A 12434-nucleotide genomic window follows, 5' to 3' on the forward strand; every position below is an offset into this window, starting at 1 on the left:
GCTCAGTCTCTTTTTGGTGTGCCATCATTATTTCCGCTTCGTTGTTGGCTATTCGTCCCCGATGGATTGTTGTTCGGATTGTTTTGGTTTGGCTCGTTCGGATTTGTCGGGTTTGTCGGATTTGTTGGTGTCCCCGGATTGCTCGGATTTGGCTCGTTCGGATTTGTTGGATTTTCCGGGTTTGTTGGCGTCTCCGGGGTTCCTTCGTTTCCCGACTGTCCTGGTGACTCATTTTCGTTTGGTTGTTGCGGTTCTTCTTTTGGAATTTGCACAAGCGCTGTCGCTGGCGCGCTTTGTGTGCCGTCAGCTGTCACGACGTATACTTCAAACAAATATACGGAGCCTTCTTTCGCATCGACAGTTAACTGTGAATCTTTTGTTTTTGCGATAACTGTCGGTTTGCGACCGTCTACTGTTTGCCGTACTTCGAATGATACATCTTTTTCTGGATCGATCGTATATGACCATGCGAGCGAAATCGTTTGTGTTGCTGGATCGTATTGCGCTCGTAAGTCTTTGACTGGTTCAATCACTTCCGGTTCATCTTCGGCCACTTCTGTCGGCTCTTCATAACCGCGAACGAAATATTCGTACGTAATTTCGCTTTTTGGCGTATGTTCACTGGCGAGTTTCGGCGGATTCGTTCCTTTTTTCACCGCTAGTTTCACAACGCTTTTCGGTTGTTTAAAATCGCCGCCGCTGCCGTCATCAATATGGGAAATGACGCGTTTAAACAACTGTTTCGCATATTGTTGTTCGGATTTTGATAAATAGGCTTCGCTACTTTTTTTACTAAAACCAGTCCAAATGGCTGCTGTATAGTTTGGTGTATAACCGACAAACCAACTGTCAGGAACAGCTCCTCTTTGCAGACCATACTTGCGACGGTCTTTTTCATCGTAGTTCGTCGTTCCTGTTTTTCCGGCAATATGAAGCCCTGGTACGTTTGCTGCTGTTCCTGTACCTGATTGCACGACCGTTTTTAACATATCAGTAATCATAAACGCCGTATAATCTTTCATCGCGGCTTTTGGTTCTGGACGAAGATCAATTTCTGTTCCATCTGGAAACACCACTTTTTTCACCGCATGCGGTTCAATGTAAATGCCGCCGTTTCCGAATGCGCTATATGCGCCAGCCATTTGTAGCGGTGACACCCCTTTGCCGACGCCGCCAACCGCATAGGCCTCATGCATTTCTTCAAAGCCCATGCCAAGCTTGTTCGCAAACTGTTTCGCTCGCTCTAAACCGACTTCTTGGAGCGCTTTTAAGGCAGGGATGTTTCGTGAACGAGCAAGTGCTGTTCGCATCGACATTTGTCCTTCATATTTGCCGTCCCAGTTTTTAATTGGCGTTCCATCAGAGTATTGATACGGTTCATCTTTTAATTGGTGGTACGTTGACCATTTTAAATATTCAATCGCTGGGCCGTAATCGACGATCGGTTTAATTGTCGAACCTGGTTGTTTTCGTGTATCGGTTGCATAGTTGAATCCGAACGTGACGCCTTCTTCTTTTTTCCGACCGCCGCCAAGCGCCCGAATTTCACCTGTTTTCGTATCTACGACCGCAATGCCAGCTTGGAAATCGGCTTTGTTCGTACGAATGACTTCGTCCGAGTTCAACAAATCTTCCACATATGATTGGGCGTTCGGATCTAATGTTGTATAAATTTGTAATCCGGCAGTAAATACATCAAGCCCTGTTTTTTCTGTCACTTCATCGATCACTTGATCAATAAAGGAGTCGTATGGAATATCGCTTTGTTGTTTATTTTCCGTTAATAGCGATTGAACAGATATTTTTTTCGCCGCTTCAGCTTCTTCTTTTGAAATAAACCCGTGTTTTACCATTAGCGACAATACTGTATTTCGACGCTTTTCCGCCGCTTCTGGATGCGTAAACGGATTGTAGTTGTTCGGGCTTTGTGGAATGCCGGCGAGCAATGCCGCTTCCGGAAGCGTTAATTGCGATAAATCACTTTTGCCAAAGTACGTTTCCGCCGCTTTCGCAACACCGTATGCCCGATTGGAATAATAAATTTTGTTTAAATACATTTCTAAAATTTCGTGTTTGGAATATTTTTGTTCAAGCCGAATGGCAAGCCATAGTTCTTGCACTTTTCGTTTTAACGTTTTTTCAGGCGTTAAAAAAGAAAGTTTGACGACTTGTTGTGTAATCGTACTTCCACCTTCAGCGCCAAATCCTTCGCGAATGTTTGCTAAAACGGCACCGAAAAAGCGTACAATATCAAAACCGTGATGTTTGTAAAAGCGCGCATCTTCTGTCGCAAGCACCGCGTTTTCAAGCACTTTTGGAATATCGTTATACGATACGTAAATGCGCTTTTGTTGACCGAGCTCTGTTACTTTTTGGCCATTCACGTCGTACACGATCGAAGCTAAAGGATCGCGCAACAACGTTTCATCGAGCGGCGGTGCATCTTTAATCATCCAAGCAAATGCGGCTACACCAGAAAACATGCCAATGGTCATGATGAGCAACATGATAAGCACAATTTTTTTCATTATCGAACGCCCTCGCTCTCGCGGACGTTGTTTTTTTTGTTCTACTTGTTTTCGTTCTGTTCGTGAACGATAATTCGCCATATCGTTCCTCCTATTCTAAAAATATAGTTTGTCCACAATTTGAATATAATCGATTCGTGGGTGATAGCCAAGCGGAATGAGATGGCCATGCCGTTCGATTTCTGCTTTTGTCATTGATTTGCGTCCACCTTGTTGCTTTCGCTCCCAATATTCAAGGAGGTGCTGTGCATCGAATAAATACGTTTCATCGAGTGTTGTAAAACGCAAAATCACGAAGCAAATCGCTCCGTGGGCTAGCACTTGTTTCATATGTTCAATTTGATGTTCATGAAAATTTTGAAGCGGGAACGACGTACGATTTCTCGTTTCTTTTGCTTCAAAATCAATATATTTTCCACGGTATACGCCGTTATAGTCCGTCGTTGACGGTTGTTTAAAATACGCTTCTTTAATGACGGCCGCGCTTCGTTTCGGGTAATCGACTCGGACGATTTGCACCGGTGTCGGCTTTTTATGAATGACGGCAATGCCTTGAGCTAAATAATAGGCGTTTGTTTCGTTTAAATCCGCCTCTAGCGTCATTCCGCGATTTCCATACGTATCAGAAGCACGAGTATGCCATGTGCGTTCATTTTCTTTTTTTTCATATGCTCGCCCATTCGGATATTTAAACATATCATCCCCCCTTGAATGTTCAACATTATACCATATGTTTCGTCTGTTCGTCATTTGCCCGAAAATTAGAAAAAGAACGATGCTTTGACAAGAAAATAAGAAAATGATATAAATATTTTGTATATATGTATATTCAAAAATTTGAATATATAAAAAGGGGGATTTTTTTTGGAGCGGTTTCAAGGATACACCATGGCTCATTTTCAAAAAGATGCATTGTCAGGGTTTATTGTAGGTGTTATTGCTTTGCCGCTTGGGATGGCGTTTGCAATTGCTTCTGGTGTAAAACCAGAATACGGAATTTATACGACTATTGTTGCTGGGATTCTCATTTCTCTTTTTGGTGGTTCAAAGTATCAAATTGGAGGGCCTACGGGGGCATTCATTCCTATTTTATTAGGCATCGTATTAACCTATGGATATGAAAATTTACTTGTTGCAGGTTTTTTATCAGGAATTATGCTTGTGTTATTTGGCGTTTTGCGCTTAGGCTCACTTATTAAGTTTATTCCGCGCCCTGTGACAATCGGGTTTACAGCGGGAATTGCCGTTATTATTTTTACCGGACAAATTCCTAATTTTTTAGGATTGAATGTAAAAAAGCATGAAGCGTTTGTAGACAATATGAAGGAAATATGGATGCATCTTAATGATGTAAATATATATAGCGTAATTATCGCATCCATCGGGCTTGTCGTTCTTTTATTTGCACCAAAATTTGCACCTAAAATACCGAGCCCATTATTAAGCTTAGTTGTGTCGAGCTTATTTGGCTTTTTTTTATTTGAAAACAAAGTAGCGACAATCGGATCTGTTTATGGGGAGATTCCAAATACACTTCCACATGTTTCTATTCCTAACTTAACGTTAGAACATATATATGAGATGATCAGACCGGCTTTTGTGATTGCTATGCTTGGAGCGATTGAGTCTTTGTTATCAGCGGTCGTTGCCGATGGAATGACAGGGGAAAAACATCATAGTAACCGCGAGTTAATCGGCCAAGGAATTGCGAATATAGTGACGCCTTTTTTTGGCGGAATTCCGGCGACTGGTGCAATTGCGCGAACGGCAACGAATATTAAAAGCGGGGCGACATCTCCATTGTCTGGTGTGATTCACGGTGTCGTTGTTCTTGTTATTTTACTTATTTTTTCTCCTTATGCATCACATATTCCGCTAGCGAGTATGGCACCGATTTTAATGATTGTCGCTTGGAATATGAGTGAGCGGAAAGAGTTTATACATGTGTTAAAAATGAAGTCAGCCGATTCAATTGTGCTTGTCATTACATTTGTTTTAACGATTTTCGTGAATTTGACTGTTGCTGTGGAAGTAGGGCTCATTTTAGCTGTGTTATTGTTTGTAAAAAGAATGACAGATGTATTTCAAGTATTCAAAGTACTTCCAGATGAACAAAAGAAAAAAGTAACTCCGAGAATGGTTGAACAAGGGAGAGATTGTCCACAAATTAGTATATATACAATTGATGGACCGCTGTTTTTCGGTGTCGCTCAAATGTTTGAGCAATCGATTATGGCGACAATACACCATGCTCCACGTGTTCTTATTTTACGTATGAGCAAAGTACCGTATATGGATCAAACAGGTGAAGCGAATTTAGCAAGTCTTGTTGGGCATTTTCAATCAAAAGGCGGAATTGTTCTCGTCTCTGGTATACAACAACAACCGAAAGAGATGTTAAAAAGATCTGGATTATATGATAAAATTGGCGCAGAAAACTTTTTTGAACATACAGGAGAGGCGCTAAAAACTGCTTTGTCACACATTAATCGAACACAATGTGTCGGTTGCAAGCATTATGCGTTTTCAGAGTGCCGTCATTTATGTCATATTCAAGGGGAACAATTAAAACAGAATATGTCGGAGGAAACAAATGAACCTAGAATTACAACAATTTAAAGCAGAGTTTTTTAAAGCTTTAGCTCACCCACTGCGCATCCGTATTTTAGAACTGTTAGCGGAAGGAGATAAAAACGTCAATGAGTTACAAACGCTAATTGGTGCAGAAGGGTCAGCTGTGTCCCAGCAACTAAGCGTGTTGCGCGCAAAAAATATTGTATATGGTACAAAACACGGGAACAGAGTCATTTATTCATTGCGTGATCCGATGATTGTCGATTTATTAAGTATTGCTAAGCAAATTTTTAACAACCATTTAATTGATGCGATTTCCATTTTAGATAAAATGAATGAAGAGAAAGAAACAGGGGAGGCGTAACCTCTCCTGTTTCTTTATGTAGAAGGACGGTCTGGACCTTCTAGTTTTTTGTCGCCAAATCCTGTTGTTTCTTCTTGCTTCGGCTTTTGCTTTTTCTTTTGCTCTTTTTTCGCCATGTTGTCGCCTCCTTTCACCATTTTATTTTGACCGTTCATATAAAAAACATGCGAACATATTTGTCGAATTTTGTACGTATACCACTTTGTTTGCCGAATTTCTTCTAGTTTTGTCAATCAAGAAGGGACGAGGAGATGGATAGCGAATGTGTATGGCAAAGGCGAAAGGGGAGTTGGAGGATGGAACATATTCAAATGCAATTACAACAATTGTTTGAGGAAATTGAACAATTAGAAAAAAAATTAAAAGAGCGTACGACCGAGCAAATGGATACACATTACGATATGCAACAAGACAGTTTACAAGACATCGAACGCCAACTCAACAACATCGAACAACAAATCGAAAAAAAAGAAACGTATATGTTCGTTCCGGCAATATAAAAAAGGTGGCGCGTTGGCCACCTTTATTCTTTTACACGTTCAATTGTCACTGGACGATGCGTTTCGCTTCCTACTGTGTCAATAGCATAGTCGACAACTTCACGTTGCTTCGACTCGACACGTTCGCCATGTTTTGGCTTCTCGCTTTCATGTCCTTTTTTCTTATGGTGAAAATGAACACCACGACCCATTTTCATCCGCCTCCTTTTCCATGCTAGCGTCCCACTTAGCATGGCACAAGAGGGGAGAAATCATTCAGCGCTTCCTGAATATTGTTTAATACGCTCATCGTCAGGTTTGTAAGCCCCAAGCGCTTCTAAATCACGCACAAGATGGCGATATACGCCAAGCGGCAATTCGTTGCGCAAATAAAGTTGACGCGCAAAGTCAAGCAGCTCGTTTGCATCGATCGGCTCATATTGTTTCATTGCGATAAATTTGTTTTTTAATTCAATAATTGTCATAATTATTCCCTCCCCCTTTTCCACTTATCATAACATAAAAAAAGACAACATGTTAAATTCAAAAAATTGAGAATTCCGACATCGATTGACAAGATTAGTCATGAACCATTTTGTGAAAAACGAATACGATGTAGTGAAAGGGGAGAGAAAATATGTACCAACCATGGTCTACGATGCAAATGCCACATGTGGCACCTGTGCATTATTATCCATATTATTCCCAACCGACTTCGTTTCCTGTTCCACCAGTCGTTCCGCCCATGTCTCCATTCACCACACCACCTGCCTCTCCGTTCGTTTCACCTATGCCTCCATTCGCTCCTGCAAAGCCGCCAAGCTTGCTTGAGCAGTTTAAAACGAAAGATGGGACGTACGATATTACAAAAATGATGAATACGATGGGGCAGGCGGTGCAAGTGATGAATCAAATGACCGGGCTTGTAAAAGGATTAACGCAAACGTTTAAAATATAACGTTTGCGTTTTTCTTATAAAGATTAAGAAAGTATACAATTTCTAATTTAGGGAACTGTCTAGCTTCAAGCCGATAGGCGGGCGCTTTGCGCTTTTCTTATTTATTCAATTGGAATAAATGTTTTCTTTTGTGGGAGTTGAATGATGAGTTTGCCGTCTTGAAACGATGCTTGAATGTCTGATTCATGAACAGGATAAGGGAGAAAAATGGATTTTGTCGCTCGTTCATACGTGTGCTGACGATGAATCATTTTCTTTTCATCATCAATCGTTTCCGTCTGTTCATCGTAAACGACGGATAACAACAGACGTGTGTTGTCAATAAATTGTAGATGAACGTTCTCACGTTTCGCATTTGGAAGATGGGCAATGATGACATATTTTTCTTTTGTTTCGCGTACATCAATTGGAATATAAATCGATGAAATTGCACGGTGAACATATTCATCGAGCGTATACAACAATTTTTTTAATGACCGATCATCAAAAAACGAATCGAGCATATGAGACAAATCTTTTTTCATACATGTTCACTCCTTACGACATATGTTTGTTCGTAATATATGCAGGAAAAAATAAATTGTTCGCGAAACTTTTTATATGGTGATTCGTAAATATGTAAAAGAGAATAAGAAAGGAAGAAAGCGCGTGCAAAGAAAGCGAGAGGAAAACAAGCGACCAAACGTCAAACATATCGTCAACAAATATAAAGAAAAAGGAATTAACATTAGCTTATGTAAGCCACGTTCAGCGATCAAATGGCTTTTTGTGCAAAACAGTTGCCTTTTTCCACATATATGATACAATGAAACTAAAGTTCATATATGTCAAGAGACGAAGAGAGACCATACATGCATAATAAGTGAAGCTTATTATGCTTGTTTTGGTCTCTTTTTATTTTTACAGGGGGAATGATGATGTTTTCAGCAAAACAACGAATGGAAATAACAGAGGAAATGAGCAAAACGACGTATGATGTGCTTGTGATCGGCGGTGGCATTACCGGTTGTGGCATCGCGCTTGACGCAACGACACGTGGAATGAAAACAGCGCTCATTGAAATGCAAGATTTTGCGGCTGGCACGTCAAGTCGTTCGACGAAACTCGTTCATGGGGGATTACGTTATTTAAAACAGTTCGAAGTAAAAATGGTCGCAGAAGTCGGGAAAGAGCGAGCTATTGTGTATGAAAACGGCCCGCATGTCACGACACCAGAATGGATGTTATTGCCGATTCATCGCGGTGGCACGTTCGGAAAATGGAGTACGTCCATTGGGCTATGGGTGTATGATCATTTGGCACGGGTCAAAAAAGCGGAACGGCGGACGATGTTATCCGCACATGAAACGTTGCAAAAAGAGCCGTTAATTAAACAAGACGGATTGCTTGGCGGCGGTTATTACGTTGAATACCGGACAGATGATGCACGATTAACGATAGAAGTGATAAAAAAAGCGGTGGAATGCGGAGCCCACGCAGTAAACTATGTGAAAGCGGAATCGTTTTTGTACGATGAAAATGGGCGGATTAATGGGGTGACATGTCGTGAGGAAACGACAGGGAAAACGTTTACGATATATGCGAAAAAAATTGTCAATGCAGCAGGGCCATGGGTCGATATATTACGTGAAAAAGACGGCTCACACGTCGGAAAAAAATTGCGCTTAACAAAAGGGGTGCACATTGTCGTTGATCAAGCGCATTTCCCGCTCAAGCAAGCGGTATATTTTGATACGCCTGACGGTCGCATGGTGTTTGCGATTCCGCGCGAAGGAAAGACGTACGTTGGCACGACAGATACGTTTTATGACGGAGATCGCGTCCATCCGAAAATGACAAGAGACGATCGCGACTATTTACTGCGCGCCATTCGGTACATGTTCCCGTCCGTTCATTTAACGGAACAACATATTGAATCAAGTTGGGCTGGATTGCGTCCACTCATTTATGAGGAAGGGAAAGATCCATCTGAAATTTCACGGAAAGATGAAGTTTGGCAATCGCCATCTGGTCTCATTACGATTGCAGGCGGAAAGTTAACAGGCTATCGCAAAATGGCTGAAACCGTTGTTGATTTGATTGCTAAACAGCTAGGTGGGACGTATCCATCGTGTCAAACAAAACATTTGCCGATTTCCGGTGGGGACGTTGGCGGTGCGAGCCGATGGCATACGTTTATGGCCGAAAAAATAGCCGAAGGAATGGCTTGCGGCTTAACAGAACAACAAGCAAAACAGCTCGTGCAACGATACGGCACGAATGTCGATCGTTTATTCGCTTTTGCTAGCACATATAATCGAAAAGAAACAGCTCTTCCCATTGATTGGTATGCGATGTGTCTATATGCACTCGAATGCGAAATGACGGTGACACCGCTCGACTTTTTCATTCGGCGTACCGGCGCGCTCTTTTTTGACATTCATGCGGTTCGTCAGTTAAAAGAAGCTGTTGTTACGTTGATGCAATCGTATTTTCATTGGACAGAAGAAGAGCGAAATAAATACGAACAACAAGTAAACGCTGCGCTTCATGATGCCGTTATTCCGTGCGATGAAGCACAACGTTAGCGCGCTAGGCGGGATCTTCCGCCTTTTCTATTTCTTTCATTTCTAAAAAAACACCGGCAATTGTGCCGGTGTTAATGAAATTGTACGTCAATTCGTTTTTTCCCATCCGATTGTGCTTTTGGAATGCGAATTTCAAGTACACCATTTTTATATGATGCTTGTACGTTTTCATGTGCAGCATGGGACGGAAGTGGGATCGTGCGATAAAATCGTCCGTAAAACCGCTCTTGTCGATGCATATGTTCATCTTTCACATCATGTTGTCGCCGCACTTGACCGCTAATCGATAATGTTTGATCGTCGATATGAATGTCAACATCTTCTTTTCGTTCTAGTCCCGGAATGTCGCACGTGACAATCATTTCTTTGTCATTTTCATGCACATCGACGCGCGGCATACGAAACATATCATCCATATGCGATAAAAAAGAAGGGAAGTTAGAAAACATACGTTCTACATCTCGGCGCATCACATCTAACGAACGAAACGGATCCATCGTACAGCCTCCTCGTATCATATTCAATACGTATTTTGTGCAAATCAAACAATGTTATACAAAAAACTTGCCTTAGCGCGAAGGCAAGTTTTCTAACTGTTGCACGTATAAACGAACGAGCTCGTATTGCTGTTTGGCATCAAGCGATGATGTGGCAATTCGCTTCACGGCTAACGAAAATTTTTCATAAGGTGATTTTCTTAAGCGCGGATGTGTCATTTCATCTAATAAATCGCGCTGAATAGCATCGAGCAGCACATGTTCCGCCTCGTTTTCGCCGACAGGCAACGAACGGTTTGACCATAATGATCGATATGCTTCTAATAGCTCCAAAACAAGCCCTCCCTTAATCAATCCGTTCAATCGTTTCTGCCATTTGTAAAAACGGATTTAGTTCATTTTCTTGTTGTACAAAAATCGTCAGCCGCATCGGCGTTCCATTTTTTACGACAAACACGTATACTTCGCCATCTTCAATGGCGCTTTTATATACATCGGCACCGTTTAAACGCGTTCCTTTTGTCCACGTCATTTTTTCGACTGTTCCGTCTTTGCTGCTTGCCTTTACGTACTGTTCTGCTTGTTCGGCAATGAGCGACCAGTCTGCCCCTTCATCAATGAGTTCAACAGTCATCGACGCTTTTTCTTCATCGAGAAAAATCATATCTTTCCCTGGCTCGACTGCTTCCGCCATATAGCCGTTTAAAATATTTGCTTGAAACGGCTGGTTGCTACTTTTATATGTGAAAAAGGCTGGTTGCGGTTGTTCGCTCGTTTCCGTTTCCGTCCGTTCAATTGTTTTAGCCATCGTCATAAACGTATTCAGCCAGTTATCTTCTTTTTTCGTAAATACCGTTAAAAACATCGGTTCATCTCCCGTTACCCCAACGATATAAACGACATCGTTATCGACAGGCGCTTCATATACGATCGCATCTTCAAACGGGAGTGTGCCTTCAAACGGTGTAGCTTGTTCAGAGACGGCCATGGCCCTTTCTTTTGCGTACGTTTCCATTTGATCTTTCGCTTCTTTCGGCAACAATTCAATACGCATCCATTGGTCTTGTTCGCTTTCATGCATCACGACATCTTTTCCCGGTTCCTCAGCTTCTAAACTGAATTTTGGTAATAACGAAATCGTAAACGATTGATTTGTGCTTTCGACTGGTGTTAAATTTGGCGTCGTTTTCTCTTTTGCTTCTTGTTTATGTTCGACAGGCTGTTTCGCTGGCGCTGTCGTTTGTTCGTTACATGCGGAAAGCAATGTAGCGACAGCCGTCGCACAAATGAGTAGCTTCGATCGTTGTTTCATTTGTTTCGCTCCTTTAATTGTTTTTACTTTTATTGTCGTATAGTTTTACGTTTCATGCAAGTATTCCTTTTTATATACAATGGTACGATTTCGTCCTTGTTGCTTCGCTTCATACAAAGCGATATCCGCTTGCTTAAATAGCTCTGATTCATTTGTTGCAAGCGTCGGGAAAACAGAAATGCCGATGGAAACCGTAATATGCACCGTCTGTTGTTGCACGAAAAACGGATGACGTTCAATCGTTGTTCGAATATGTTCGGCAAATGTCACCGCTTCATGTTCACAGCTTGAAAGCAATATCGAAAATTCTTCCCCGCCATTGCGAAAAGCCATACCGTTTTTCGAAACGAGCGAGCGGATCAGTTCTCCAAGATCACGTAAAATGACATCCCCGCCATCATGCCCATATGTGTCGTTAATCAATTTAAAGCGATCAATATCAAATAAAATAAGAGATAAACAGCTGTTTTTCTGTTTCGCTCGCTCGAGATGTTGCCCAAATAACGTATGAAACTGACGAACATTATAAAGCCCGGTCAAAAAATCAGTCGTTGCCCATTGTTTATAATGTTGCAACATGTCTTTTGATTGGCGAATATCTTTACAAATATTCGCAGCTACATATGTAGCGACAATCGAAATAGGCCAAAAAATAACGAGTGTTTGCGTATATATGTGTTTATCTGGGATGTTAATAAACAAAGCAAGTGAAATGAGGCACATGCTGTAGACGTTCATCCAAAACGTTGTGATCGTTATATGTCGTTTCACTCGCTGGCTAATCCATCCGCAACCGATCGCAATGGCAAGAGAAGTAAAAAAAGAAACGATCGATGCAAACGGATTGCCGAACAAAAAACGTCCTGTCCCCATGATGATGCCTGCCGCCAGTGCGCTCGGCATACCTCCGTAATAGCTTACAACAACGAGTGGCACGTGGCGTAGGTCAGAAATGACTCCATGTCCGAGTGGAATAGAAAAAAACATAAGCACAATGCTTAATAAACCGCAAAAAGCACCAGCAAGTAGGCGCATATGAACAGGGGATTTTTTATGAATGTTAGAAGGAAAAAACTTGCTAATTAAATAAAATCCAGCAATAAGTATGCCGCTATTCGCAATAAATTGCTTAAACATCGTCCGCTCCTCCTCTCT

Annotated in this window: 15 protein-coding genes; 6 read left to right on the forward strand and 9 right to left on the reverse strand. The window is 41.7% G+C overall.

The annotated features are described in order from the left end of the window. Nucleotides 1-2: 2 nt before the first annotated feature. On the reverse strand, nt 3-2609 hold the full coding sequence (locus HNR63_RS11270) for a transglycosylase domain-containing protein (RefSeq protein ID WP_181520753.1): 2607 nt from the start codon (nt 2607-2609) through the stop codon (nt 3-5). Nucleotides 2610-2624: 15 nt separating this feature from the next. Then, complete coding sequence (gene recU, locus HNR63_RS11275; protein ID WP_181520754.1) at nt 2625-3224, reverse strand: Holliday junction resolvase RecU; 600 nt, start codon at nt 3222-3224, stop codon at nt 2625-2627. Between the two features lie 192 nt (nt 3225-3416). Between recU and HNR63_RS11280 the strand changes: the two genes are divergently transcribed. From HNR63_RS11280 to HNR63_RS11290, 3 genes are all read left to right on the forward strand, one after another. Next, nucleotides 3417-5147 carry a SulP family inorganic anion transporter gene (locus HNR63_RS11280; protein WP_181520796.1) on the forward strand — a complete coding sequence of 577 codons (1731 nt, stop codon included), beginning with the start codon at nt 3417-3419 and terminating at the stop codon, nt 5145-5147. Continuing rightward, on the forward strand, nt 5122-5466 hold the full coding sequence (locus HNR63_RS11285) for an ArsR/SmtB family transcription factor (RefSeq protein ID WP_009373631.1): 345 nt from the start codon (nt 5122-5124) through the stop codon (nt 5464-5466). The genes HNR63_RS11280 and HNR63_RS11285 overlap by 26 nt, the downstream gene beginning before the upstream one ends. 296 nt (nt 5467-5762) lie before the next feature. Then, the gene (locus HNR63_RS11290) at nt 5763-5966 is read left to right on the forward strand and encodes a hypothetical protein (protein WP_035063231.1); all 204 of its coding nucleotides are present in this window, start codon (nt 5763-5765) and stop codon (nt 5964-5966) included. A 23-nt stretch (nt 5967-5989) separates the two neighbouring features. Here HNR63_RS11290 and HNR63_RS11295 read toward each other — a convergent pair whose 3' ends face one another. Next, entirely contained in the window at nt 5990-6157 is a 168-nt protein-coding gene (locus HNR63_RS11295; protein WP_181520755.1) for a hypothetical protein, read from the reverse strand. Nucleotides 6158-6217: 60 nt separating this feature from the next. Continuing rightward, nucleotides 6218-6430 (reverse strand): YppF family protein, encoded by a 213-nt coding sequence (locus HNR63_RS11300; RefSeq protein WP_181520756.1) that lies wholly within the window; start codon nt 6428-6430, stop codon nt 6218-6220. Between the two features lie 152 nt (nt 6431-6582). Here HNR63_RS11300 and HNR63_RS11305 point away from each other — a divergent pair, with 152 nt between their 5' ends. Then, nucleotides 6583-6903: a YppG family protein gene (locus tag HNR63_RS11305; protein ID WP_181520757.1), complete on the forward strand. Its 321-nt coding sequence runs from the start codon at nt 6583-6585 to the stop codon at nt 6901-6903. Between the two features lie 101 nt (nt 6904-7004). Here the strand turns inward: HNR63_RS11305 and HNR63_RS11310 are convergent, their stop codons facing one another. After that, complete coding sequence (locus tag HNR63_RS11310) at nt 7005-7427, reverse strand: Hsp20 family protein (RefSeq protein ID WP_181520758.1); 423 nt, start codon at nt 7425-7427, stop codon at nt 7005-7007. Nucleotides 7428-7551: 124 nt separating this feature from the next. On the opposite strand from HNR63_RS11310, the gene HNR63_RS11315 reads away from it, so the two are divergent. Together HNR63_RS11315 and HNR63_RS11320 are read left to right on the forward strand one after the other, a co-directional pair. Next, the gene (locus HNR63_RS11315; RefSeq protein ID WP_160289329.1) at nt 7552-7704 is read left to right on the forward strand and encodes a hypothetical protein; all 153 of its coding nucleotides are present in this window, start codon (nt 7552-7554) and stop codon (nt 7702-7704) included. Nucleotides 7705-7817: 113 nt separating this feature from the next. Then, complete coding sequence (locus HNR63_RS11320) at nt 7818-9470, forward strand: glycerol-3-phosphate dehydrogenase/oxidase (protein ID WP_181520797.1); 1653 nt, start codon at nt 7818-7820, stop codon at nt 9468-9470. A 71-nt stretch (nt 9471-9541) separates the two neighbouring features. On the opposite strand, the gene HNR63_RS11325 is transcribed toward HNR63_RS11320, so the two are convergent. From HNR63_RS11325 to HNR63_RS11340, 4 genes are all read right to left on the reverse strand, one after another. Beyond that, nucleotides 9542-9967: an Hsp20/alpha crystallin family protein gene (locus tag HNR63_RS11325; protein ID WP_181520759.1), complete on the reverse strand. Its 426-nt coding sequence runs from the start codon at nt 9965-9967 to the stop codon at nt 9542-9544. Between the two features lie 72 nt (nt 9968-10039). Beyond that, nucleotides 10040-10300: a hypothetical protein gene (locus HNR63_RS11330; protein ID WP_009373621.1), complete on the reverse strand. Its 261-nt coding sequence runs from the start codon at nt 10298-10300 to the stop codon at nt 10040-10042. A 13-nt stretch (nt 10301-10313) separates the two neighbouring features. Further along, nucleotides 10314-11279, reverse strand: coding sequence for a hypothetical protein (locus HNR63_RS11335; RefSeq protein ID WP_181520760.1), 966 nt, complete (start codon nt 11277-11279; stop codon nt 10314-10316). A 45-nt stretch (nt 11280-11324) separates the two neighbouring features. After that, nucleotides 11325-12416, reverse strand: a complete 1092-nt coding sequence (locus tag HNR63_RS11340; protein WP_181520761.1) for a diguanylate cyclase — start codon at nt 12414-12416, stop codon at nt 11325-11327. Nucleotides 12417-12434: the final 18 nt, after the last annotated feature.

Source organism: Anoxybacillus ayderensis, assembly GCF_013761015.1.
Classification (GTDB): domain Bacteria; phylum Bacillota; class Bacilli; order Bacillales; family Anoxybacillaceae; genus Anoxybacillus; species Anoxybacillus ayderensis.